The sequence below is a fragment of the Pontibacter sp. LHS1 genome (genome assembly GCF_058932855.1).
The window spans coordinates 39,959-63,731 of record NZ_JBZYWF010000013.1 but is presented as its reverse complement, the minus strand read 5'-3'; the positions used below and the strand labels follow the sequence as shown (position 1 = coordinate 63,731).

At 50.2% G+C, this 23,773-nt stretch carries 19 protein-coding genes and 1 tRNA gene; 15 read left to right on the top strand and 5 right to left on the bottom strand.

The window, feature by feature from the left end:
• Positions 1 to 83: 83 nt before the first annotated feature.
• From AC5FXQ_RS19005 to AC5FXQ_RS18990, 4 genes are all read left to right on the top strand, one after another.
• The gene (locus tag AC5FXQ_RS19005) at positions 84 to 830 is read left to right on the top strand and encodes an HAD family hydrolase (protein ID WP_493603992.1); all 747 of its coding nucleotides are present in this window, start codon (positions 84 to 86) and stop codon (positions 828 to 830) included.
• 31 nt (positions 831 to 861) lie between these two features.
• Entirely contained in the window at positions 862 to 1,683 is an 822-nt protein-coding gene (gene otsB, locus AC5FXQ_RS19000) for a trehalose-phosphatase (protein ID WP_493603991.1), read from the top strand.
• The gene (locus tag AC5FXQ_RS18995) at positions 1,676 to 4,078 is read left to right on the top strand and encodes a glycoside hydrolase family 65 protein (RefSeq protein ID WP_493603990.1); all 2,403 of its coding nucleotides are present in this window, start codon (positions 1,676 to 1,678) and stop codon (positions 4,076 to 4,078) included. Before otsB ends, AC5FXQ_RS18995 begins: the two co-directional genes overlap by 8 nt.
• Positions 4,079 to 4,151: 73 nt before the next feature.
• Entirely contained in the window at positions 4,152 to 5,090 is a 939-nt protein-coding gene (locus tag AC5FXQ_RS18990) for a 1-phosphofructokinase family hexose kinase (RefSeq protein ID WP_493603989.1), read from the top strand.
• A gap of 57 nt (positions 5,091 to 5,147) precedes the next feature.
• Here the strand turns inward: AC5FXQ_RS18990 and fbaA are convergent, their stop codons facing one another.
• The 3 genes from fbaA to AC5FXQ_RS18975 all read right to left on the bottom strand — a co-directional run bounded on the left by fbaA (position 5,148) and on the right by AC5FXQ_RS18975 (position 9,020).
• Positions 5,148 to 6,218: a class II fructose-bisphosphate aldolase gene (fbaA, locus tag AC5FXQ_RS18985; RefSeq protein WP_493603988.1), complete on the bottom strand. Its 1,071-nt coding sequence runs from the start codon at positions 6,216 to 6,218 to the stop codon at positions 5,148 to 5,150.
• A 106-nt stretch (positions 6,219 to 6,324) separates the two neighbouring features.
• Positions 6,325 to 7,734: an exonuclease domain-containing protein gene (locus AC5FXQ_RS18980; RefSeq protein ID WP_493603987.1), complete on the bottom strand. Its 1,410-nt coding sequence runs from the start codon at positions 7,732 to 7,734 to the stop codon at positions 6,325 to 6,327.
• A gap of 137 nt (positions 7,735 to 7,871) precedes the next feature.
• A complete protein-coding gene (locus tag AC5FXQ_RS18975) occupies positions 7,872 to 9,020 on the bottom strand; it encodes an AI-2E family transporter (RefSeq protein WP_493603986.1) in 1,149 nt (382 codons plus the stop codon).
• 346 nt (positions 9,021 to 9,366) lie between these two features.
• Here AC5FXQ_RS18975 and AC5FXQ_RS18970 point away from each other — a divergent pair, with 346 nt between their 5' ends.
• The 9 genes from AC5FXQ_RS18970 to AC5FXQ_RS18930 all read left to right on the top strand — a co-directional run bounded on the left by AC5FXQ_RS18970 (position 9,367) and on the right by AC5FXQ_RS18930 (position 20,817).
• Positions 9,367 to 11,229, top strand: coding sequence for a DNA topoisomerase IV subunit B (locus tag AC5FXQ_RS18970; protein ID WP_493603985.1), 1,863 nt, complete (start codon positions 9,367 to 9,369; stop codon positions 11,227 to 11,229).
• Complete coding sequence (locus tag AC5FXQ_RS18965) at positions 11,222 to 13,969, top strand: DNA gyrase/topoisomerase IV subunit A (protein ID WP_493603984.1); 2,748 nt, start codon at positions 11,222 to 11,224, stop codon at positions 13,967 to 13,969. Before AC5FXQ_RS18970 ends, AC5FXQ_RS18965 begins: the two co-directional genes overlap by 8 nt.
• A gap of 61 nt (positions 13,970 to 14,030) precedes the next feature.
• Positions 14,031 to 14,822 carry a hypothetical protein gene (locus AC5FXQ_RS18960; protein WP_493603983.1) on the top strand — a complete coding sequence of 264 codons (792 nt, stop codon included), beginning with the start codon at positions 14,031 to 14,033 and terminating at the stop codon, positions 14,820 to 14,822.
• A 148-nt stretch (positions 14,823 to 14,970) separates the two neighbouring features.
• Entirely contained in the window at positions 14,971 to 16,050 is a 1,080-nt protein-coding gene (locus AC5FXQ_RS18955; protein WP_493603982.1) for a tetratricopeptide repeat protein, read from the top strand.
• A gap of 20 nt (positions 16,051 to 16,070) precedes the next feature.
• Complete coding sequence (gene thrS / locus AC5FXQ_RS18950) at positions 16,071 to 18,011, top strand: threonine--tRNA ligase (protein ID WP_493603981.1); 1,941 nt, start codon at positions 16,071 to 16,073, stop codon at positions 18,009 to 18,011.
• A gap of 119 nt (positions 18,012 to 18,130) precedes the next feature.
• Complete coding sequence (infC, locus tag AC5FXQ_RS18945; protein ID WP_007656418.1) at positions 18,131 to 18,655, top strand: translation initiation factor IF-3; 525 nt, start codon at positions 18,131 to 18,133, stop codon at positions 18,653 to 18,655.
• Between the two features lie 23 nt (positions 18,656 to 18,678).
• Positions 18,679 to 18,873 carry a 50S ribosomal protein L35 gene (gene rpmI / locus AC5FXQ_RS18940; RefSeq protein WP_007656420.1) on the top strand — a complete coding sequence of 65 codons (195 nt, stop codon included), beginning with the start codon at positions 18,679 to 18,681 and terminating at the stop codon, positions 18,871 to 18,873.
• A 97-nt stretch (positions 18,874 to 18,970) separates the two neighbouring features.
• Positions 18,971 to 19,315: a 50S ribosomal protein L20 gene (rplT, locus tag AC5FXQ_RS18935; protein ID WP_007656428.1), complete on the top strand. Its 345-nt coding sequence runs from the start codon at positions 18,971 to 18,973 to the stop codon at positions 19,313 to 19,315.
• Between the two features lie 230 nt (positions 19,316 to 19,545).
• Positions 19,546 to 20,817 carry an alginate export family protein gene (locus AC5FXQ_RS18930; protein WP_493603980.1) on the top strand — a complete coding sequence of 424 codons (1,272 nt, stop codon included), beginning with the start codon at positions 19,546 to 19,548 and terminating at the stop codon, positions 20,815 to 20,817.
• A 63-nt stretch (positions 20,818 to 20,880) separates the two neighbouring features.
• Here the strand turns inward: AC5FXQ_RS18930 and AC5FXQ_RS18925 are convergent, their stop codons facing one another.
• Both AC5FXQ_RS18925 and AC5FXQ_RS18920 read right to left on the bottom strand, forming a co-directional pair.
• Positions 20,881 to 21,366, bottom strand: a complete 486-nt coding sequence (locus AC5FXQ_RS18925; protein ID WP_493603979.1) for a DUF4168 domain-containing protein — start codon at positions 21,364 to 21,366, stop codon at positions 20,881 to 20,883.
• A 231-nt stretch (positions 21,367 to 21,597) separates the two neighbouring features.
• Positions 21,598 to 21,671 (bottom strand) — tRNA-Met (locus AC5FXQ_RS18920).
• Between the two features lie 135 nt (positions 21,672 to 21,806).
• Between AC5FXQ_RS18920 and AC5FXQ_RS18915 the strand changes: the two genes are divergently transcribed.
• Both AC5FXQ_RS18915 and AC5FXQ_RS18910 read left to right on the top strand, forming a co-directional pair.
• On the top strand, positions 21,807 to 22,208 hold the full coding sequence (locus tag AC5FXQ_RS18915; RefSeq protein WP_493603978.1) for an START-like domain-containing protein: 402 nt from the start codon (positions 21,807 to 21,809) through the stop codon (positions 22,206 to 22,208).
• 100 nt (positions 22,209 to 22,308) lie between these two features.
• Complete coding sequence (locus tag AC5FXQ_RS18910) at positions 22,309 to 23,736, top strand: LptF/LptG family permease (protein WP_493603977.1); 1,428 nt, start codon at positions 22,309 to 22,311, stop codon at positions 23,734 to 23,736.
• Positions 23,737 to 23,773: the final 37 nt, after the last annotated feature.

Genomic DNA, 23,773 nt, shown 5'->3' with positions numbered 1-23,773 from the left:
GGCTTCAGTTTGCAGTTGAGTCATTTAGATCAGGCAGATTATCACTTCTCTGGAATTCTTTCATTTCAAAAAACCAACGAACTATGAGTACCCTCCAGCAATTACTTCAAGACAAAAACATAAAAGCACTGATTCTGGATCTTGATGGTGTCATTACACAAACAGCCCGGGTACACGCCCAAGCCTGGAAGCGCATGTTTGATTCCTACCTGAAACAGCGCGGCGAGAAAGAAGGAAAGCGCTACGAACCACTCGACATTGAAACCGACTACCGGGAGCACATTGATGGCATCCCCCGCTACGATGGGGTGCGCAACTTTCTGGCCTCACGCGGTATTACTCTGCCCGAGGGTACACCAGAAGATGAAGTAGGAGAAGAAACAGTGGGGGGCCTAGGGAATCTCAAAAATATGTACTTTCAGGAATTGCTCAAGCAGGAGGGCGTGGATGTGTTTGAAGACACCATTGCCTGGCTGAAGCGACAAAGGCAAAACGGCATGCGCACGGCTGTCATATCGGCGAGCAAGAACTGTGTGGATGTACTGCATGCCGCAGGTATAGAGCGGCTCTTTGAAGAGCATGTGGATGGGCTGCAGTCCGCTGAGCTGGGACTGAAAGGCAAACCGGCGCCTGATATCTTTTTAGAGGCAGCCCGCCGGCTAGGTATAGCGCCTGAGGAGGCCGCCGTATTTGAAGATGCCCGTAAAGGCGTGCAGGCTGGTAAAGCCGGTGGCTTTGCGCTGGTGGTAGGTATAGACCGTCACCACGATGCCGAAGGCCTACAGGCAAATGGTGCTGACATTGTTATCAAAGAATTTCCGAAGGTATAAACCACATTATCGACACCCCTAATCCAACACTATGATACAGAAACGTGAGGCGCACGAACTACCCTCGGCCCTCAACCAGCTCAATGAACTCAAAGCACAGTTTCAGGTCAAAACGCCCGCCATCTTCCTCGACTACGACGGCTGTCTGACCCCCATTGTGCAGCGCCCCGAAATGGCTGTGCTGTCCGACGAAATGCGGCAGGCCCTGCAAGAGTTGGCTACCGTTACGAAGGTGGCCGTGGTGAGCGGCCGCGACCGGCAGAATGTGGAGGGACTCGTGCAGCTTGATAACCTGTACTTTGCCGGTTCCCACGGTTTTGATATAACTGGTCCGGGAGGTATGGCCTCGGAACCGGGTGGAGCCAAAGCCGCCTTGTCCGCTCTTGACAAAGCAGATACCATGCTTCAGGAAAAGCTCAGAAAAGTGGAGGGCAGTCTGGTAGAGCGGAAAAAGTACGCGATAGCAGTGCACTACCGCAACGTTGCCGTCGATCAGGTAGAGGCGGTGCGAAAAGCCGTGGATGAGGTGCTGGACTCCATGCCGCAGCTGAAGATTGGCTTGGGCAAAAAGATCTACGAACTGAAGCCGAATATTGACTGGCACAAGGGCAAAGCGGTGATGTGGCTGATGGAAGAACTGGGCCTGAACCAGGGCAACTACCTCCCGCTCTACATTGGCGACGATATTACCGACGAAGATGCCTTTGCCGAGCTGCAGGGGCAGGGCATCGGTATACTGGTAGGTGAGCACGACGACAAGACGGCCGCTACCTACCGCCTGGAAAGTGTAGACGAAGTGCGTGTTTTTCTGGAAGACCTGACAGACACTATCAAAAAAATAAGCCATGGCTGAATGGAGCATCATTTACGATAAGTGGGTTCCCAAAGAGCAAACCCTGCGCGAAGCGCTCTGCACTTTAGGCAATGGCTACATTGCCACCCGTGGCGCATTTGAAGAAGCACGTGCCGAAGCAGACATCTATTACCCCGGCACCTACTTGGCCGGCGGTTACAACCGGCTCACTTCCGAAGTGGCCGGCAAGCAGATCGAAAATGAAGATCTCGTGAACTGGCCCAACTGGCTTCCGGTTTCCTTCCGGCAGTCAGGTGAAGAGTGGTTTCACATGAGCAACGTGGAGGTGCAGGATTTCCGGCAGGAGCTGGACATGAAGCACGGCATACTGTGTCGCTCGGTGCATTTCCGCGACGGCAAGGGCCGTGAGTCGAAACTAAACACCCGCCGCATTGTCAGCATGGCCAACCCACACCTCGCTGCGCTGGAGTGGCAACTGACACCAATCAATTGGTCGGGAGAAGTGGAGTTGCGTGCCGCCCTGGACGGACGGGTGATCAACAGCGGCGTAGCCCGTTACCGCGCACTCGCTAGTCAGCACCTGGAAACGCTCGACCAGGGGCAGTATGATGAAGAAAGCATGTACCTGGTGGTGCAGACGGTGCAGTCTAAAACACGCATGGCGCAGGTAGCCCGCACACGGGTATACCTGAACGGCGACTCCAGCGGCATTTTGCCGCAGACCAGAATCGAACAGGGCTATGTAGAGCATCAGTTTAAGTTGCAGGCTACCGAAGGCCAGCCGCTTCGCCTCGAAAAGAGCGTGCTGCTCTATACCTCACGCGACTGGGCCACCTCCGAACCTTTGCTGGATGCCTGTGTCAACATCATCAGGCAAGGCACCTTTGAAGAGTCCCTGGAAGAGCACAAGCGGGCATGGCAGCGGCTCTGGAACCGCTGCGACCTCGACACGGCCTGCAACAAAAAGGTGCAATCGGTTCTGCGGTTGCACGTGTTTCACTTGCTGCAAACAGTTTCCGGTCATACCGTCGACCTCGATGTAGGCGTGCCTGCCCGCGGCTGGCACGGGGAAGCCTACAGAGGACACATTTTCTGGGACGAACTTTTTATCTTTCCTTTCCTCAACCTGCACCTGCCTGCCATTACGCGGGAGCTGCTCATGTACCGCTACCGCCGCCTGAACGAGGCCCGGAGCGCAGCGAAAGAGTCGGGCTATAAAGGGGCGATGTTTCCGTGGCAAAGCGGCAGCAATGGCCGGGAGGAAAGTCAGGTCATTCACCTCAATCCGCAGTCCGGCCGATGGCTGCCTGACAACACTTACCTGCAGCGGCACATCAGTTCGGCAGTGGCATACAATGTGTGGAATTACTACCAGGCCACCGAAGACATGGATTTCCTCAGCTATCACGGCGCTGAGCTGTTACTGGACATCGCCCAGTTCTGGTCTACCATTGCCACACTGAATAAAGAAACCGGGCGCTACGAAATTCTGCATGTGGTAGGTCCTGACGAGTACCACACCGAATATCCCGATTCAAACGAAATAGGCCTGAACAACAACGCCTATACCAATGTGCTGGCTGTGTGGGTGATTCAGAAGGCGCTGCAACTAAAGGAGGTGATCGACGACTCCCGCTTCGAAGAGCTGCTTACCAAGCTGCACCTCACCCCGGATGATCTGACACGCTGGGAAGAGATCAGCAAGCGGATGTATGTTCCTTTTCTGGAAGACACGAAGATCATCGCGCAGTTTGATGGCTACGATCAGCTGCAGGAGTTCGACTGGGAGACGTACAAAGCGAAATACGGAGAGGCTATGCGCCTCGATCGCATTCTGGAGAGCGAAGGTGACAACGTGAATAAGTATAAAGCCAGCAAACAGGCAGACGTGCTGATGCTTTTCTATCTGTTTTCATCTGAAGAGCTGCTCTCTATCTTCAGGCAACTGGACTATGATTTCAAGCCCGAGAGCATACCTGATAACATCGCCTACTACGAACAGCGCACCTCCCACGGCTCCACACTAAGCAAGATCGTACATGCATGGGTGCTGGCCCGTTCAGACCGCAAGCGTTCCTGGGCTAATTTTGAGATGGCTCTGATGAGCGACCTGGAGGATATACAGGGCGGCACCACAGCTGAAGGCATACACCTTGGTGCCATGGCGGGTACGGTAGACCTCGTGCAGCGCGCCTATACCGGCCTCGAAATCCGCGATGACGTGCTGTGGCTGAACCCCGTGCTTCCCGATGAGATGCCCTGCCTCAACCTGCAGCTGCGCTATCGGGGACATTGGCTGCAACTGAATATTACCACCAGGAAAATGATCATCACGTTTGACAAAGGTTGGTCCAAAGAAGTAAAAATAGGAGTTCAGGGCAAAGTCTATACCTTCCGGACAGGTGATCAGAAGGAATTTGATATTCAGCGCTAAAGCTATTTAGGACCCAAGTTATACCTATACCTATACCTATACCTGCGTCGGAACCTATTATACCTGAAGAAGCATGCATAAAATTCTAACTATCACGATCAATCCAGCCTTAGACAAAAGCACCCATGTGAAGCGGGTGCTGCCTGAGAAGAAGCTCCGCTGCGACGAGCCCATATACGAGCCGGGGGGAGGAGGCATCAATGTTTCGCGCGCTATCCATAAACTGGGTGGAAGTTCCTGCGCCTGGCTACTCTCTGGAGGACCAGCCGGAGAAAAGCTCTGTGACCTGTTAAAGGAAGAGGGTGTGGAATATTGGTCCGGCCAAACCAAAAGCTGGACCCGCGAGAACCTGATGGTAATGGAGGACAGCACCGGCGACCAGTTTCGTTTCGGCATGCCAGGTCCCTACATCGAGGAGTCGGAGTGGCAGCAGGTGCTGGATAAACTGGAGAAGTTGGAGCAGGTACCCGAGTATGTGGTAGCCAGCGGCAGTCTTCCTCCAGGTGTGCCCGATGACTTTTACCTCCGGATGGCGGTGATCGCGCACGAACGCAATTTCAAGTTGATCGTGGATACCTCCGGCGAGGCCTTGGTGAAGGCGGCAGGAGAGGGGCTATACCTGATCAAACCCAATCTGGGTGAGTTAGCCAAACTGGCCGGAAAAGACCATATCTCAGCGATGGAGCAAGAAGATTTTGCCATGCAGGTGCTGAATGAGGGCAAGTGTAAGGTGCTGGTGGTGTCGCTTGGCCCTCGCGGTGCCATGTTGGCGTCCAAAGAGTCAGGTATACATTACGTGGTACCGCCCACCGTGAAGCAACAGAGTGCCGTTGGTGCTGGTGATAGCATGGTTGCTGGTATTGTGATGAGTTTGCTCAGAGGCTGCCCGCTGGAGGAAGTGGTGCGCTACGGCGTAGCCGCCGGCACCGCCGCGACCATGACACCGGGATCTGAACTTTGCCGCAAAGAGGATACCGAGGAGATTTACCAGTGGTTAATGGAGCATAGGTAGTAAATAAAAAAGGGTGAAGCTCTCGCCTCACCCTTCCTCATAATCTAAAACTATACCTTAGGCATTCTTGTTCACACAATTTAAGTCTTCGAAGGCCTCTTTCAGTCTGGCGATGAAGTTTTCTTCGCCTTTGCGCAGCCACACGCGCGGGTCGTAGTACTTCTTGTTCGGAGAGTCAGCGCCCTCCGGGTTGCCGAGCTGGCCTTGGAGGTAGTCTCTTTTTGACTCGTAGTAGTTTTTCACACCGTCCCAGAAGGCCCACTGCATATCCGTGTCGATGTTCATTTTGATGGCTCCGTAACCGATCGCTTCTGTGATCTTCGCTTTCTCAGAACCTGAACCGCCGTGGAATACGAAATTTACCGGGTTGTCGCCTGTTCCGAATTTCTCTTTGATAAAGTCCTGTGAGTTTTTCAGGATCTCAGGGCGCAGTTCTACGTTACCTGGCTTGTATACGCCGTGCACGTTACCGAATGCCGCCGCGATGGTGAAGCGGTCGCTTACTTTCTTCAGCTCTTCGTAGGCATAAGCCACTTCGTCAGGCTGGGTATACAGACGGGAGCTGTCCACGCCGGTGTTGTCCACGCCGTCTTCCTCACCACCCGTCACACCGAGCTCGATCTCTACAGTCATGCCGATCTTGTTCATGCGCTTCAGATAGCTGGCGCAGGTCTCGATGTTCTCTTTGATCTCTTCTTCTGACAAATCGAGCATGTGCGAGCTGTAAAGTGGCTTGCCGTGTTGCTCGTAGTATTTCTCGCCGGCGTCCAGCAGACCGTCTATCCAGGGAAGCAATTTCTTAGCAGCGTGGTCGGTGTGCAGCACTACCGGAACACCGTAGGCCTCAGCCATCAGGTGCACGTGCTGGGCACCGGAAACAGCGCCTGCAACAGCGGCTTTCTGGTTATCGTTCTCAAGGCCTTTGCCAGCAAAAAACTGCGCACCACCGTGTGAGAATTGAATGATAACTGGTGAGTTAAGCGCCTTGGCTGTTTCCAGCACGGCGTTGATAGAGTTTGTGCCAATCACATTGACGGCTGGCAGCGCAAAGTTATTCTCATTGGCATACTTGAACAGCTCTGTTACTTCATCGCCGAACAAAACCCCTGATCTGAAACGTTTTTCCATGAATGTTTAAGTTTTATTTCGATTTGAAATTAAGCATAATAAATTTCTAAACCGAAGATAGGTGGCAGGAGCTTCACAAAAGCGGGTCTATACCCCGCAGCAGGGCCTAGTCAAACACCAGCACCTTATCCTTATTCTTGCCGCGCATGTGGCCGCGGATGATTTGCTGTATGTCCTTGTTGTCGTTGTAGCGCTGGATTTCTGACTTAAAGTCTTCCAATGAATTGGCTGAGAAATACTCGTCCACAAAGCCAAAGCCCAGATAGGTACCATGCTCTACCACAACAATGGACTTCTCGCCCAGTTCACGGCCCTTGCCTACAATCACAAAGCTGTTGTGCTCATAGGTAAACGACTCGATGGCGGCATCCACGCGGGCATTGTACTCCTCTGGTGTCTCAGCACCAATGCAGGCACCTTTGCAGATGTGCACCTGATAGTCGAAGCAGGCGCCCGGCGTTTTATATAGATCGCATAGCTTCTGGCAGAGGTTATACTTCGACACCTTATGGAAAAGGAAACCTTTCGCCTTGAATTGATTCGATAGCGCAATGATGGGTGTCATGTTCACATCATCAGCTTTGTTGATGCTACCAAAGGTCAGGCGCTTATAGCCCTTTTCGTCTTCGTAGGTGAAAATGCCGGTATTGAACACGCTGCGCCGCTGCTGCCGGTTATAGTGCGGCTTCATCCGCTTGATCTCTGCCGACTCAAATAACAGCGCCACCAGTTCGTTGCCCATCAGCTCGAAGGTGATGTCAGCGATCTGGTTTTTGAACTCGATCGATTTGTGGCTCTTATAATCGATGTTGAAGTGCTGGATAATGCGCTTCTTGATGTTGATGCTCTTACCCACATAGATCACCTCTCCCGATTCGTTGTAGAAATAGTATACCCCCGGGACTGTCGGTAAGGCGTCTACCTGTTCCTTGCTGATGGCTGGAGGCAGGAGGGAAGCCTTGATTTCGTTTTTGAGCTGCTCGGCCGGGTCAGCCATATGCTGTGCTCCGTCTATCACAGGACGGTTGATCTTGATCAGTTTGTCGAACAGCTTGGCCGTAGCTTCCGCGTCGCCAATGGCGCGGTGGCGCATTTGCAGCGGAATGTCAATGCTCTTGCAAAGCTTACCCAAGGAGTAAGAAGGCAAGCCAGGTATAAGCGAACGGCTCAGACGAACCGTACAAAGCGTTTTGCGCTGGAAGGTAAATCCCAGGTCTGCAAACTCTTTCTTGATAAAGGAATAATCGAAGCGCACATTGTGGGCCACGAATACCATGCCCTCGGTAAACTGCACAATCTCTTTGGCTACCTCGTAGAACTTAGGTGCGTCCTGCACCATGTCGTCGGTAATGCCGGTGAGTTGGGAAATATAGTAAGGTATAGGGCGCTGCGGATTGATCAGGGTGCTATACTTGTCAACGATCTCCTTGCCATCGTGAATGAAGATAGCGATCTCGGTGATCTTGTCCTGCGTGGGTTGGCTACCCGTCGTCTCAATGTCAATGATGGCGTACAAGCTGATTCTCTTTTATGGCTTTTTGAAGCAGCCTCCGGTCTGTTCCAGAGGGTTATCCTGTAAACCAATATTCTTAGCATTACGTTTCAATTCGCGCTTGTGCCATACCTTGTGCAAATAGTTTTAGCAAAGGCCCGCTACTGCTCGACCTCCTGATCATCCTCGTAGCGCTCTTTTTTCGCTTTCTCCCGCAGCTTGTCGAACATCTTCCGAAACCGCCCTGACTTCTTCTCCTTCACTTCATCTATATCAGCCAGCAAAAAGCCGAAAGGACGCAGCGGCTCGTAGGCGTCAAAAAGTACTTTCAGGATGGCGATCATCGGTATGGAGATGATCATACCTGCCGCTCCCCAGATCTCACCGCCAATGAGCAAGGCCACAATGGCGGCGAACGGATTGATACTCACCTTCGAACCAACGACATAGGGTGTAATGAAATTGCCTTCCAAAAACTGTACAAACATGAACACCAGCACCACCAGTACCGCGTCGATCAGACGGCCTGTGGTAGCCAGTGTGAACAGCGCCGGGAGCATAGCCCCGATCAGGATACCGATGTAAGGTATAATGGTTAGGATAGAGGCAAACACGCCGAAGAAGATCGCATACTTTACACCCAGCAAGAGCAAGCCTGCTGAGTTGAGCAAAGCCACGATCACGATCACGATCATCAGCCCGGAGATGTAGCTCTGCGCCACCACCTGTATGTTGTCGATGGTGTGGTTCAAGCTGCCTCGTCGTTCCTTGGAGACAAACTTATACATGAACTGCTCAAGGTGGTTGCGGTAGTACAGGAAACAGAACACGAAAATTGGTACAATGGTAATGACGGTGAGCGCTCCTGTGGTCAGGGAGATGGTGCTGCCAACAAAAGTAGTAGACATCTCCCGCAGTCCGCCTACCATGTTACGGAACAGCTCACTTTTGTTGGCCGGCTGTATGCCAAAATTATGGTAGAGGTAGTCCTGCACTTTCATGAGCAGGGCGTCAAAGTTTTTGCCGATCGTGTCCAGTTCTGACGTCAGACTCATCACCTGCATGGAAAGAAACCAAACCACAAGACCGAGTACAATCACCACCACGATAATGCTACAGAGAATAGCCAGCGCCCTTGGGATGCGAAACTTTTCGAGGTCGCGGGTGAGGGGCAGCAGGAGCAGGGCAAACAGAAGTGCAAATACCAGCGGCATAAGGATTGCCTTGAAAGTCTGCAAAACCCAGATCGCCAGAAAGAATCCCAGTAAGATCATCACATACTTGACGTACTGGGGTAATTTAATTTCCATAGGGTGTGTCTGTGTAAGAGTATACCGGCTGTTTAGTCACATGCAATTAAGCAAATGTTGTGCTCAAGTATAGTTAAATCTAAATATTTTTATGCTAATAAAATTAGCCAATTTAAACCTGTTGATTTCTCCTTATTTTGTGAACTGTAAGCTTCGTGGAATGGTTGTATAGATTAGTTGACAGATCCGATAAAATTGGCTATATTTGCTGACTAAAAATATTAGCAATAATCTTCATTGCAGGATGAATCGGTCAGGCGCCGGAACTATTTGTAGCGTCTGATTTCTTTTATTTTTCTATATTTCCGAGTGATTCCACTAAATCAAATACACTTACGCTTACAGAATGGCAGAGTTAGAGCATAATTACAACGAAGACAGCATTCGCTCGCTGGAGCCCCGCGAACACATCAGGCTACGCCCCGGTATGTACATCGGCAAGCTGGGAGACGGTTCTTCGGCCGATGATGGTATTTACATTTTGGTGAAAGAGGTGATTGACAACTCCATCGACGAACACGTGATGGGCTTTGGCAAGACGATTGACATCAAAATATCGGACCACAAGGTGCAGGTGCGCGACTATGGCCGCGGTATTCCGCTGGGCAAGGTGATTGACTGTGTGAGCAAGATCAACACAGGTGGTAAGTACGACAGCAAGGCTTTCCAGAAGTCGGTAGGTTTGAACGGTGTGGGTACCAAGGCGGTGAACGCTCTTTCAAGCCACTTCCGCATTCAGTCCGTGCGCGACGGGCAGATGAAGGCCGCTGAGTTTGAGCGTGGCGTTTTAACCAACGATCTTCCGCTGGAAGCTACTTCGCAGCGAAATGGCACGCTTACGGTCTTTACGCCGGACGATACCATTTTCAAGAACTATCAGTACAACCCGGACTACCTGGAAAACCAGATCTGGAACTACGTATACCTGAACGCTGGTCTGACGATCAACTTCAACGGCAAGAAATTCTACTCTGAGAACGGCCTGCTCGATCTTTTGAGAAACAAAGCCGACGAGGAGAGCATGCGCTACCCGATCATTCACCTCAAAGGCGCCGACATTGAGATTGCCCTAACACATGGTAACGACTACGGTGAGGAGTACTACTCCTTTGTGAACGGTCAGTATACGACCATGGGTGGTACGCACCTGGCGGCTTTCCGTACAGCGATCGTGAAGACGATTCGTGATGTTTATAAGAAGGACTATGATGCAGCGGACATTCGAGCCTCCATCGTTGGCGCTATTTCTGTCAGGGTACAGGAGCCTGTATTTGAATCGCAAACGAAGACAAAACTTGGCTCAATAGAAATGGGGCCTGACGGTCCTTCAGTTAATGCTTACATTAACGATTTCATAAAGGAACATCTTGATAACTACCTCAGAAAGCATAGCGATGTTCATGATGCGCTGAAAAAGCGAATCGAGCAAAGCGAGCGGGAGCGCAAGGACATGGCAGGCGTGAAGAAGCTGGCCAACCAGCGCGCCAAGAAGGCCAACCTGCATAACCGCAAGTTGCGCGACTGCCGCCTACATTTCAACGAAGACAAGCACGAGAACGCTTTGCTTTCCACGCTCTTCATCACGGAGGGTGACTCGGCGAGTGGTTCCATCACGAAGTCCCGTAACGTAGACACGGAGGCGGTATTTAGTTTGAGAGGAAAGCCGCTGAACTGCTTTGGTTTGAAAAAGAAAGTGGTATACGAAAACGAGGAGTTCAACCTGTTGCAGCACGCCCTGAACATTGAAGAGGGCTTGGAAGGTTTGCGCTACAACCGCGTAGTAATCGCAACGGATGCCGACGTAGATGGTATGCACATCCGTCTGCTGCTCCTGACCTTCTTCCTGCAGTTCTTCCCTGATCTGGTGAAAAATGGACACGTGTTCATCCTGGAGACGCCGCTTTTCCGGGTGCGCAACAAGAAAGAAACCATCTATTGCTACAACGAGACGGAAAAGCAGGCTGCCATCGAGAAACTGGGCAAGCGCCCGGAGATCACCCGCTTCAAGGGACTTGGTGAGATCTCGCCAGACGAATTCGGTAAGTTCATTGGCGACAACATCAAACTGAAGCCGGTGTTCCTGCAGAAAGACACAACAATCCAGAAAATGCTGAGCTATTACATGGGCAAAAACACGCCGGAGCGCCAGCAATTCATTATTGAGAATCTGAAGTTTGAGAAAGACATAGTTGAGGAAGTATATGCATAACGACGAACTGAACAACGAAAGTATAGAAAGAGAAGAAGAGCTAGAGGTTGCATTTACAGACGGTGACGAAGAAGTGATCCATAACGTGACGCCAGTATCCGGTCTGTACGAAAACTGGTTCCTCGACTATGCTTCTTATGTTATTTTGGAGCGTGCCGTACCAGCCATCGAGGACGGTTTGAAGCCGGTGCAGCGCCGCATTCTGCATGCCATGAAGGAGATGGATGATGGTCGCTTCAACAAAGTGGCCAACGTCATCGGTCAGACCATGCAGTACCACCCACACGGTGACGCCTCTATTGGCGATGCCATGGTAAACCTGGGTCAGAAGGATCTGTTGATCGAAACGCAGGGCAACTGGGGTGATGTACGTACGGGTGATAGTGCCGCAGCGCCGCGTTATATCGAGGCCCGTTTGTCTAAGTTTGCCTTGGATGTGGTGTTCAATCCGCAGACCACATTGTGGCAGCTGAGCTACGACGGCCGCAAAAACGAGCCGGTGACGCTGCCGGTAAAATTCCCGCTGTTGCTTGCGCAGGGCGTGGAAGGTATAGCCGTTGGTCTTTCTACTAAGATCATGCCGCACAACTTCAAGGAGCTGATCAAAGGCTCTATTGATGTGCTGAAAGGCCGTAAGACGACTTTGCTGCCTGACTTCCCGAATGGGGGTATGGTCGACGTGACGAACTACAACTCAGGTATGCGTGGCGGCAGAATCCGGGTGCGTGCCACTATCGAGAAGGTAGACAAGACCATGCTGATCATCCGCGATGTGCCTTATGGTATCACGACCACAGGCCTGATGGAGTCGATCGTAAAGGCGAGCGAAAACAACAAGATCAAAATCAAAAAGGTAGTCGACAACACGGCTGCCGATGTGGAGATACAGGTACAGCTGCCGCCGGGCGTTTCGCCTGACCTGACCATGGATGCGCTCTATGCCTTTACGGACTGTGAAGTCTCTATTTCGCCTAACACTTGTGTGATCATCGACGACAAGCCGCACTTCCTGAGTGTGGACGAGCTGTTGCGTATTTCTACTTTCAAAACAGTAGACTTGCTTAAGCGTGAGCTCGAGATCCGCAAGGGTGAACTGGAAGACAAGTGGCACTACTCGTCGCTGGAGAAGATCTTCATTGAGAACCGCATTTACCGCGACATCGAGGAGTGTGAGACGTGGGAGGCCGTACTCGAGGCGATTGACAAAGGCTTGGATCCGTTCAAGAAGTTACTTCGCCGGGAGGTTACGCAAGATGATATCATTCGTCTGACCGAGATCAAGATCAAGCGAATCTCCAAGTATGACTCTTTCAAAGCCGACGAGTATATCAATAAGCTGGAAGAGGAGATGGCTGAGGTGGATGATAACCTGGCCAACCTGATCCGTTACGCCATTGCCTACTTCGAGGGCTTGCTGAAGAAATACGGGCAGGGACGCGACCGCAAGACGCAGGTGAAGACATTTGATGTGATTACAGCACAGAAAGTTGCGATTGCTAACCAGAAGCTTTACATGAATGCCAAGGACGGCTTCATTGGTACTGGTTTGCGCAAAGACGAGTTCGTGTGCGACTGCTCTGACATGGACGATATCATTGTGTTCCGCAAGGATGGTAAGTTCACCGTGACCAAAGTGGCCGAGAAAACCTTTGTGGGTAAGGACATCATCATGGCCGGCGTTTACAACAAGAACGATGAGCACATGGTCTACAACATGATCTATGTGGATGGCAAGACAGGTGTGTCCTATGCGAAGCGTTTCTCTGTGAAGTCGATCACCCGCGATAAGGAGTACGACCTGACCAAGGGTAACAAAAACTCCAAGGTTCACTACCTGACGGCCAATCCGAACTCCGAGTCAGAAGTAGTTAGCATCACGCTTTCACCACAGGCTTCAGCCCGTATCAAAACCTTCGACTATGACTTTGCCGAACTGATGATAAAAGGCAAAGGGTCAAATGGTAATATCGTGACGAAGTATCCAGTCAAGAAGGTGGTGCAGAAGAGTTTGGGCGAGTCGACCTTGGGTGGACGCGAGATCTTCTACGACGAAGTGATCGGTCGTCTGAACACCGAGGGCCGTGGCCGTTACCTGGGTTCTTTCAACACCGACGATACGATTCTGGTGATTTACGAAGACGGTACCTACGAGCAGACCACCTTTGATTTAGCCAACCACTATACCGTGGAGAAGATCAAAGTGCTGCAGAAGTTCGATCCGGAGCTGGTTATTTCCGCTATCTATTATGAAGGTGAGAATAAAACATACTATGTAAAGCGATTCAAGATTGAGACTTCCACAGTAGGCAAGAAGTTTAGTTTTATATCGGAGACCAAAAACTCCAGACTGGAGGCTGTTTCGACGCACAATGTACCAATGGCAACGATCTCCTTCAAACGCTCGCTCCGTGGCGAGAAGGAAACAGAGAAATTGCTGCTGAGTGAATTCATCGACGTGAAGGGCTGGAAGGCCATGGGCAACAAGCTGAGCTACTTCAAGATCTTCGATGTAAAAGTGCCGAGACAAGAGGAGGTTGAGCAGGAAGAGAAGCCTAAAGCGAAGAAAGTTACCACGAAACGTGAGCCCGTAACACTGCCTTCCGAACTAAAGGAGTTGGCAGAAGAGGCAGCCAAAGTGAGTGGGGCTCAACTAGATGCGCTCGAAACCGTAGAAGAACTTACAGAAGACGGCAGTGCAAAAGAGGCTTTGAAGAAAAAGAAACAGCTGGATTTGTTCTAAATTAAATCCTTTTTTGCATAAGTCGTTTTAAAGCAATATATTAGGTTGCTTATTACAAATTATGCGAATACTTTTCAAAGCTATACCCATTTTATTCATCATGCTCGGTTTCCTGATTCGTCCGCTGGACGTGCTGGGAGATTCCGGGCATGATGTGCTTTTAAAGAAGGCCTACGAGCTGAAGGAGCAGTACAAGGAGACGGAGGCACTGGCGGTATATGAACAGATTATTGCTGCTGATGAGTCAAACTATGAAGCGCTGTGCCAGGCCAGCCTGTTACACAGCCTGATGGGCAATCGGTTTTCAGACGACAGCCGCAAACTGAATCACTTTAGCACTGCTAAGTCTTATGCCCAGCGCGCCTATCAGTTGGATTCCACGGATGCCCGTTCAAATTATGCCATGGCACTCTCGCTGGCTTCACTGGCAACAATCTCAGGCCCGAAGCAGCGACTGGCTACGTTCAGTGAGTTAAAGTCGTACCTGGATGGAGCCTTGGCTTCAGATTTCAGACATGCAGACGCCTGGCATTTGCTGGGTCGCTGGTATTTCAAAATGGCAAACCTCAATTTTGCCGAGATTGCGGCTTACAAAGTGATGCTGGGCGGAATGGCAGATAAACCTGCTACCAACAAGGATGCTATTTACGCTATGGAGATGGCTATTTTGCATAACCCGAACAACCTGCGCTATTACTTTGATCTGGCCAACATTTATCAGGAAATGAAAAACAAAGAAGCTTGTGTCTATACGCTGCAGCGTGCCATGGCCCAGAACCTTGACTTGCAAACGAAGGAGGAACTGGAGTTGAGCAGGCGCTGTAAGATCATGCTGCAAGAGTATCAGAAGTAACAGGATACAATCGCAACGCAAAGGGCCTGCTTCCGGATGGTAGCAGGCCCTTTGCGTTGCTTAAAAACTATAAGGCAGGCGAATTGTCGGTATTTAGGCAAATTATCTATAATTTAGCGCCATTCAAGCTTGTAAGAAAAGACAGCACATGATGTCTCGTTGGGTCTTAAGTTGGGTAGTGTTGGGGATATTGACTCTTTCCGGTTGCGGCAAAGAAGAAGGTACCCGGGAGCAGATGGTAGACCTGGAGGCTGTGGCTGTGGAGGACCCGGTCAAGCAGCTGGTAAGCCTGAGCGAAGCGATCGATCGGTCAAAGCGCGATGGCAGTTTATACGCACGCAGAGCCATGGTACTGCTGCGACAAGGGGAACTGGATAGAGCCTTACGTGATGTAGACGAAGCGATAAAGCTTTCGAAGGAGCCTGCTAACTTTTTTGTGAAAGCGCAGGTGCTATACCTGATGGGGCGTCATGAAGAAGCACTGCCACTGGCGCTGCAGGCGGAGCGAAACTCGTATGAAAGTTCATCACTTTATGTGCTCCTAACGGAGCTATACCTTGACAAAGGAGCATATGCAAAGGCATCTGGGTTTGCGCGACAGGCGCTTGAGCTGTCACCGGACGATCCGCATGCAATTTACTTCAAAGGCAGGGTATTAGAAGTGACCGGTGATACAGCTGTCGCCATCAGACATTACCAGCAAGCCCTGGACTTGAAGCCTGACTTTGCGGAGACGCACCGATCACTGGCAGGGCTATACCTGGCGCAGCAGGACCTGGCACAGGCCAGAAAGTATACTGAGCAGGGATTGCGGCATTCACCGGAAGATCCACAACTGTGGCACTACAAAGGTATGCTGCAGCTGCAATCGACACGCAAAGATAGTGCCCTGGCTAGTTTTGAAAAGGTGCTGTCTTTAGCAGACACGATGCAGGCAGCTCATTTTCAGATGGCACTGCTGCAGCATGGCATGGGTGCCTACGAGTTGGCTTTGCAGCACCTGGAGAGCGCTCCAAGGTACAGCAAAATGCTCAAGTACCTGTCTGTGCGGGCAAGTAGCCTGGAACGACTAGGAGAGAACCTGGCAGCACTGCGAACATACGAACGCATGCTGACGATTGAACCGAAACATACTTATGCCATGCAGAGCGTTGCCCGGCTAAGATACAGATTGGAAAGACCAAGACCCCAGTTGGACAGTATGGCTGTCAGGCAGCGGGGCTTTTAACTCGATACTAAGAAGAAAACATGATCAACATTACTTTGCCAGACGGCTCTGTACGCCAGTATCAGAAAGGTGTAACAGGACTCGAGATCGCCAGCAGCATTAGCGAGGGCCTTGCCCGCAATGTTTTGGCTGTAAAGGTGAACGATTCCGTTTGGGATCTGTCTCGCCCCATTGAAGAAGATGCCAATGTGCAGCTGCTCACCTGGAACGACGATCTGGGCAAAAATACATTTTGGCACTCTTCTGCCCACTTGTTGGCCGAGGCGCTGGAGGAGCTGTATCCGGGTATAAAGTTCGGCATTGGACCTCCGGTTGAAAACGGCTTTTACTATGATGTGGACCTGGGTGAGGGCAGAACTTTCTCGCAGGATGATTTCGCCAAAGTAGAGCAGAAAATGCTGGAACTGGCCCGTGCCAAAAACGAGTACAAACGCCAGGAGGTTTCTAAGGCCGATGCTATTAAGTATTTCACTGAAAAAGGTGACCAATACAAGCTCGATTTGATCAAAGACCTGGAGGATGGTTCTATTACCTTCTATACCCAGGGCAACTTCGTAGACCTTTGCCGCGGACCGCATATTCCGAACACTGGCTTCATCAAAGCGGCTAAGCTGATGAACGTAGCCGGTGCTTATTGGAGAGGCGACGAGAAAAGCAAGCAGCTGACGCGTATCTACGGTGTTACCTTCCCGAAACAGAAAGAGCTGACAGAATACCTGGAGCGTCTGGAGGAAGCCAAGAAGCGTGACCACCGCAAGCTAGGTAAGGAATTGGAGCTCTTCGCTTTCTCTGAAAAAGTGGGTATGGGCTTGCCGCTGTGGCTGCCGAAAGGTACCCTGCTGCGTGAGCGCCTGGAGCAGTTCATGCGCAAGGCACAGGTGAAAGCCGGTTACCAGCCGGTAGTGACGCCGCACATTGGCAGCAAGGAGCTGTACATCACTTCCGGCCACTACGAGAAGTATGGAGCCGACTCGTTCCAGCCGATCAAAACGCCAAATGAAGGGGAGGAGTTCTTCCTGAAGCCAATGAACTGTCCGCACCACTGCGAGATTTATAAGACCCGTCCGCGCTCTTATAAAGAGCTGCCGGTGCGTCTGGCAGAGTTCGGCACGGTATACCGTTACGAGCAAAGCGGCGAGCTGCACGGCCTGACCCGTGTTCGTGGCTTTACTCAGGACGATGCGCACATCTTCTGCCGTCCGGACCAGGTGAAGGATGAATTCAAGAAAGTAATTGACCTGGTGCTATATGTGTTCAATGCACTTGGTTTTGAAGACTATACCGCTCAGATATCTCTGCGTGATCCGGAGAACAAACAGAAGTACATAGGTGGCGACGAGGCTTGGGAAAAGGCAGAGAGCGCGATCATAGAGGCTGCTGAGGAGAAAGGACTGCGCACTGTAACCGAACTGGGAGAGGCTGCGTTTTACGGACCAAAGCTCGACTTTATGGTGCGCGATGCGCTGGGCCGCAAATGGCAGCTTGGAACTATTCAGGTAGATTATCAGTTACCGGAACGCTTCCAGTTGGAATACATTGGTGCTGATAACCAGAAACATCGCCCTGTTATGATCCACCGTGCACCATTTGGTTCACTGGAGCGTTTCGTGGCTGTTCTGATCGAGCACTGCGGCGGTAATTTCCCGCTGTGGCTGAGCCCGGAGCAGTTCGCCATCCTTCCTATTTCGGAGAAGTACCAGGATTTTGCACAGCAGGTATACGACCGACTGCAGCAAGACGATATCCGGGGCTTCGTAGACAACCGCGATGAGAAGATCGGGCGTAAGATCCGTGACGCAGAAGTGAGCAAGGTGCCTTACATGCTGATCGTTGGTGAGAAGGAGCAGGAAAACGGAGCAGTCTCTGTTCGGAAACACGGAGAAGGCGATCTGGGCACGATGACAGTGGAGGAGTTCATCTCTGGCTTTCAGTCAAAAGTTGCTGAGATGCTGAACAATTAAAGAAAGATATTTTTTTCTTGATATAAAAAGTGCGATATTCGCACCCTGATTGTAGAAACTAAATTTAAGGAGGTAAAACCATAGCTACGCCAAACAAGCGCTACATCCCACGCGGAAAAGTGGAAGAGCCATACAAAGTCAATGATAAAATAACTGCCAGAGAAGTCAGGTTAGTTGGTGACAATGTAGAGCAGGGGGTATTCTCGACCAGAGATGCTCAGAAAATAGCGAACGAGCAGAATCTTGACCTGGTTGAGATTTCGCCAACTGCTAATCCACCGGTATGCCGAATCATCGACTACTCGAAATTCAAGTACGAGCAGAAGAAGAAAACCCGTGAGATGAAGGCCAAGGCTCAAAAAGTAGTCATCAAGGAGATCCGTTTCGGCCCTAACACAGATGACCACGATTTTGAGTTCAAGCTGAAGCACGCGAAGTCCTTCCTCGAAAGCGGTTTCAAGATCAAGTCTTATGTGCACTTCGTCGGACGTACGATTGTGTTCAAGGAAAGGGGTGAGATCCTGCTGTTGAAGTTCGCGCAGGCGCTTGAGGACATCGCCAAGGTGGAGCAACTGCCTAAACTGGAAGGAAAGAGAATGTTTTTGATTCTTTCTCCGAAAGTGGCACCTCCTGCTAAAAAGTAATTTGTTTCATTAATTATATACACATGCCAAAAGTTAAAACAAAATCTGGTGCAAAGAAGCGTTTTTCTTTGACAGGTACTGGCAAGATCAAGCGTAAACACGCTTATAAAAGCCATATCCTGACCAAGAAGACGACTAAGCAGAAGCGTAATTTGACACACACTGGCCTTGTAAGCTCAGCTGACATGGACAGAGTGAAGCTGATGCTTCAAATCTAATTCCCTGGAGTTAGAAAGGTTAATTATTTAGTACGAACCCGGTGTCTGGTCTTTTGAAGATTAAAATTTAATCACCAGCCGCCAAAACTTTTTAGAAATGCCTAGATCGGTAAACGTTGTCGCAGCGCGACACAGAAGAAAAAAAATGATGAAAATGGCCAAAGGTTACTTTGGCCGTCGCAAGAATGTCTGGACAGTTGCGAAAAACGCAATTGAAAAAGGTTTGCTTTATGCTTACCGCGACAGAAAAGCGAAAAAGAGAGATTTCCGCGCCCTTTGGATCCAGCGTATTAACGCAGGTGCACGTGAGCATGGCATGTCTTACTCTCAGCTAATGGGCGCTTTGAAAAAGGCGAACATCGACCTGAACCGCAAAGTACTTGCTGACCTGGCGATGAACCATCCGGAAGCTTTCAAGAGCATCGTTGACAAAGTAAAATAATTTACTTTAGATATATTACAAAAGAGGGCCTGGCGCAAGTCAGGCCCTCTTTGCGTTTATACCTGCCTGCAAACTAACCAAAGTCATCTTTGCGTATGACTGCTGTCATCGCGCATGGGTAGGAAGTTGCGCTACTTCGCATCGTTGCGGTCAAAGACAAATGATCAGGTGAGTTATACTAGCCTGGCGTACGTTGACCTGTTTATGCCACCTTCCAAATTGATGCGGACATGGAAATAAGTTTTACCCGAAAACTGCTGCTGTTAGCAGCTTTCATCTGGCTGCCCCTGGAGGCAGCCTGGGCCCAGCTATACCTGACATCCCAGGTCAGGCCAAGAGCTGAGTGGCGCAATGGCTACCAAAGTTTGCCTGATGGTCAGAATGGGGCCTTTTTTGTGAACCAACGCTCCCGGCTAACACTGGACTACAAGCAGGACAAGGTGCAGATGAAGTTTAGTTTGCAGGACGTCAGGGTATGGGGCGATGAGCCGCACCTGAAAGACGTGCCTTCCACGGCTATGCATGAGGCCTGGGGAGAAATTACGCTGTCAGATAAGTTCGCAGTCAGGCTAGGCCGGCAGGAGTTCGTTTACAACAACGATCGCCTGCTTGGCAATGTGGACTGGGTACAGCAGGCTCGAAGTCATGACGGGGTGCTGCTCAAAGCAAGGTGGCAGGGAATAAGCCTGGATGCCGGCGGTGCTTTTAATCAGGAGAGAGAGGCGCTGTTTGATACCCATTACAGCATGAACAATTATAAAGTTTTAGGCTTCCTGTGGGCACAGAAACAGCTGAATGACCAACTATCGGTTTCAGCCATGCATATTAGCGACGGCTTCCAGCGTCCAGATACAGTAGGGGGTGTTTACTTCCGGCATACCTACGGCCTGGACCTGAACTATCAGGAGGAGCGTGCGCAGTTCAGCGGAGCCCTGTACAGGCAATCAGGTGAGCATGGCAGCGGAAAGCGCATTGCAGCTTACCTGGCAGTGGCAGAAGCGGCCTACACCTTACAACCTTTGCGCTTTACCATTGGCACCAATTATCTGTCCGGTATGGCAGGGCATGAAAGCAAGGTTCAGTCCTTTAACACACTGTACGCGACCAACCATAAGTTCTATGGCTTCATGGATTACTTTATCAACATTCCGGCAGACACAAGGCAGGGTGGTTTGCACAACAGCTACTTTAAAACCAGCTATAACCCAAAGGGTAAGTACAGCCTTTCGCTGGACTACCACTATTTTGCACTGGCCAGAAACCTGAATGCCACTGAGACACTTCCCGGCACCAGCGATCGTTATTTAGGTTCAGAGCTTGATGCGGTGCTCCACTACAAGCACTCCGATCAGATTCAGTTTTTTATTGGGTATAGTACGTTGTTTGCAGGCAGCTCCATGGAAGCCATAAAGTCTGGCAATGCTTCTGCCTACGCCGATTGGGGTTGGGTGATGGTCAATATCCAGCCGCGTATCCTGCTAAAGTCGTTTGAGAAAGATTGATAAGGTATAAAAAAGGCCCTTACCAAAATCTGGCAAGGACCTTTTAATTTGCTGGTGTCAGCTTTACTTAGCCATTAGCTCGTGTACTTTTGCCTTCACGGCTTCATCCTGCTGGTAGGCTGTCACGATCTCTCTGTATTTGTCTTCGGTCAGGCCTTCTTCTTCAAGAGCCTTTTTTACGTTCTCTTTAACGGCAGGCTGTATCTCTACGATCTGCTGTGCAGCTTTGTCAAAAGCAGCCAGTTGCTCCGGGCTTGCGCCTGTCTCTGCCAGCTTCTGCTCACGCTGTGCCTGCGCAAATTTGTTAAACTGCTCCACGTCCATACCTGCTTCTTCTATAATGCGGAGCATGTTCTGTTGCCCTTCCTTCTGGATCGCCGTCACTTTTGCGTTTGCCTGCAAAAACTTTTTGAGTTCTTCTTCTGAGAATCTGTCCTGCTGAAGCTGTTCCTGCTGAGGCACTTCATCTACCTGCTGCGCTGATGCGGATTGAGCGTACCCAAGAGCGAAAAGAACGAGTGCACCTGACAAAATCTTTTTCATTTTCATGATCGGTTGTTTTAAGGGATTAGGTTAAAAAAAGAGTCACAAAAAGCTCCCGGCAGGTCAACTGCAGGAGCCCATAAATTTTAAGATAGTAAAAAGAGGAGCTAGTGCCAAAAGAAAAAGAAATCTCTTCTGAGAGGTCAAAACAATTGCCAGATTGTGCAAAAGGCAGAAGGGATGGATAATAAAGGCAAGAGGGCATAAAAAAAGCTCCAGACTATGTCTGGAGCTTTGTAGCGGGGAGCAGAATCGAACTGCCGACCTCAGGGTTATGAATCCTGCGCTCTAACCATCTGAGCTACCCCGCCGAATTGTGGTGCAAATATAAGGGGTAAGTTTTTAAAAAAGCAACAATTGATGTACAAAAAAATATTTTATTTTCTGTATATTTAGCAAATCAGAAATTAATACTATACTTACTCAGTCACTTACAATACGAGACAATGAAAGCTACAAAGACGAAATTTGTGCATGAGTACCCAATAAATGCATCCGCCCGCTTGCTATACCCATACCTGAGCACTCCAAGTGGTCTGGCCCAGTGGTTTTCTGACGATGTTTCGGTAAACGAAGACAAGGTGTTTAACTTTTTCTGGGATGGTCGCAATCACTATGCTGAGATGACAAATCATCGGACTAATCGCTCTGTGCGCTTCTTATTTCTCAACGACGACAAATCACACGCTTCCGATCCATCTTACATCGATTTCTCGATCGAAACGAGTGAACTGACGCAGGAGCAGTATTTGAAGGTAGTTGATTACTCAGATGAAAATGACGAAGAAGAGCTGGAAGAGCTATGGGAGCACTTGCTGCAGAAACTTCGTGAAATAGTGGGAGGGTAGCACATCTTAGCTCCAAAGGCTTATCTTTGCACGATTTTTGAAAGTCCGGTGTTAAAGAAAAAAACCGGGCTTTTTGATGCCCGCTTGCCAATTGGCCCACATGAAGAAACTAGATAAGCTAATACTTAGATCATTTGCCGGACCTTTCTTGCTCACGTTTGCTATCGTGGAGTTTATCCTGCTCACGCAGTATATGCTCAAATACCTCGATGAGCTGGTAGGAAAGGACCTTGGTTACGACGTTTTTGCAGAGCTGCTGTTTTATTTCAGCATCAACATGGCACCTGTGGCACTGCCACTGGCGGTGTTGCTTTCGGCGCTGATGACATTTGGTACGCTGGGAGAGCACCACGAGCTCACAGCCATCAAAACGTCAGGAATAGCGCTGCCGCGTATTTTGCGCCCGGTAGCCTTTTTCGTGATTTCACTTTCCATTGGAGCCTTCTTCTTTAATAATTACGTGGTTCCGAAGGCTAACCTGAAGGCTTATAGTCTGCTATGGGACATCAGGCAGAAAAAGCCTGCCATGAACTTTAAAGAGGGCGCCTTTTATAACGGACTGCCCGGCTACAGCATCAAGATTAACGAGAAGTTAAATGACGGCCGCTCATTGCGCGACATCATGATCTATGATCACTCGAAGGGCGGCAACAATACTACCGTTATACTGGCCGACTCAGGGCAGATGTATACCGAGCACGATGACAATTACCTGATTCTGGAGCTTTACAGGGGTAATACCTATGTGGACCAGAACAATGGTGGATTCCGTAATTCATCTGAGCAGTTTGTGAGGGAGAAGTTTGATGCAACAAAAATCATCTTCAGCCTTGCCTCCTTTGAGTTGGGGCGTACCCGTGAGGAGCTCTTCTCTGACAACAAGATGATGAAGAACATTGGGCAGCTGACAGCGGTAACGGACTCCCTGCGTCGCTCCGGTGTGCGGGAGCGGCAGATGTACGCCCCGAATGTGGATCCGTTTTACATGTATTTTAAAGCCGATACAGGTCAGGTGAAAAACGGACTGCCGGTGACCAAGGTGCTGCCTGACTCGGTGCACGAGCGGAAGGATCTGTCGCCGATCACGGCTGATGTGATGCTGGCAGCAGCAAACAAAGCCCGTAACGTGAAGAGCTTTACAGGTAGTTACAAAGAGCGGGTGACAACACTCAATCGTGATGCCAACAACTACGAAATTGAGATCTGGCGCAAGTATACCCAGTCATTTGCTATCCTGATCATGTTCCTGATCGGAGCCCCATTGGGCGCTATCATCAAGAAAGGTGGTCTGGGAGTGCCTGTGATCATCTCGATCATGTTTTTTATCGTGATGTATGTGCTGGGCATACTGGGCGAGAAATGGGCCAGAGAGGGGCTTGTCTCTGTAGAGGCGGGTATGTGGGGAGCAAACGCTATCCTGCTGCCCATCGGCATGTTTTTCCTGTACCAGGCACAGAATGACTCCAGCCTGTTGGAGGTAGACTTCTGGCGCAAACTCATGACCCGGCTTAAGCGCAGCAAAATATAGTCCGGTGTTAAAATAACTCGCCGCAAATAGTTTTTTA

What these genes read in the sequence shown, in the direction of transcription:
- AC5FXQ_RS18990 (WP_493603989.1), top strand. Translation starts at nt 4,152, where the DNA reads ATGCATAAAATTCTAACTATCACGATCAATCCAGCCTTAGACAAAAGC.
- AC5FXQ_RS19005 (WP_493603992.1), top strand. Translation starts at nt 84, where the DNA reads ATGAGTACCCTCCAGCAATTACTTCAAGACAAAAACATAAAAGCACTG.
- AC5FXQ_RS18960 (WP_493603983.1), top strand. Translation starts at nt 14,031, where the DNA reads ATGCGAATACTTTTCAAAGCTATACCCATTTTATTCATCATGCTCGGT.
- rplT (WP_007656428.1), top strand. Translation starts at nt 18,971, where the DNA reads ATGCCTAGATCGGTAAACGTTGTCGCAGCGCGACACAGAAGAAAAAAA.
- rpmI (WP_007656420.1), top strand. Translation starts at nt 18,679, where the DNA reads ATGCCAAAAGTTAAAACAAAATCTGGTGCAAAGAAGCGTTTTTCTTTG.
- AC5FXQ_RS18925 (WP_493603979.1), bottom strand. Translation starts at nt 21,366, where the DNA reads ATGAAAATGAAAAAGATTTTGTCAGGTGCACTCGTTCTTTTCGCTCTT.
- AC5FXQ_RS18975 (WP_493603986.1), bottom strand. Translation starts at nt 9,020, where the DNA reads ATGGAAATTAAATTACCCCAGTACGTCAAGTATGTGATGATCTTACTG.
- thrS (WP_493603981.1), top strand. Translation starts at nt 16,071, where the DNA reads ATGATCAACATTACTTTGCCAGACGGCTCTGTACGCCAGTATCAGAAA.
- AC5FXQ_RS18910 (WP_493603977.1), top strand. Translation starts at nt 22,309, where the DNA reads ATGAAGAAACTAGATAAGCTAATACTTAGATCATTTGCCGGACCTTTC.
- AC5FXQ_RS18930 (WP_493603980.1), top strand. Translation starts at nt 19,546, where the DNA reads ATGGAAATAAGTTTTACCCGAAAACTGCTGCTGTTAGCAGCTTTCATC.
- AC5FXQ_RS18965 (WP_493603984.1), top strand. Translation starts at nt 11,222, where the DNA reads ATGCATAACGACGAACTGAACAACGAAAGTATAGAAAGAGAAGAAGAG.
- AC5FXQ_RS18915 (WP_493603978.1), top strand. Translation starts at nt 21,807, where the DNA reads ATGAAAGCTACAAAGACGAAATTTGTGCATGAGTACCCAATAAATGCA.
- AC5FXQ_RS18995 (WP_493603990.1), top strand. Translation starts at nt 1,676, where the DNA reads ATGGCTGAATGGAGCATCATTTACGATAAGTGGGTTCCCAAAGAGCAA.
- otsB (WP_493603991.1), top strand. Translation starts at nt 862, where the DNA reads ATGATACAGAAACGTGAGGCGCACGAACTACCCTCGGCCCTCAACCAG.
- AC5FXQ_RS18955 (WP_493603982.1), top strand. Translation starts at nt 14,971, where the DNA reads ATGATGTCTCGTTGGGTCTTAAGTTGGGTAGTGTTGGGGATATTGACT.
- fbaA (WP_493603988.1), bottom strand. Translation starts at nt 6,218, where the DNA reads ATGGAAAAACGTTTCAGATCAGGGGTTTTGTTCGGCGATGAAGTAACA.
- AC5FXQ_RS18970 (WP_493603985.1), top strand. Translation starts at nt 9,367, where the DNA reads ATGGCAGAGTTAGAGCATAATTACAACGAAGACAGCATTCGCTCGCTG.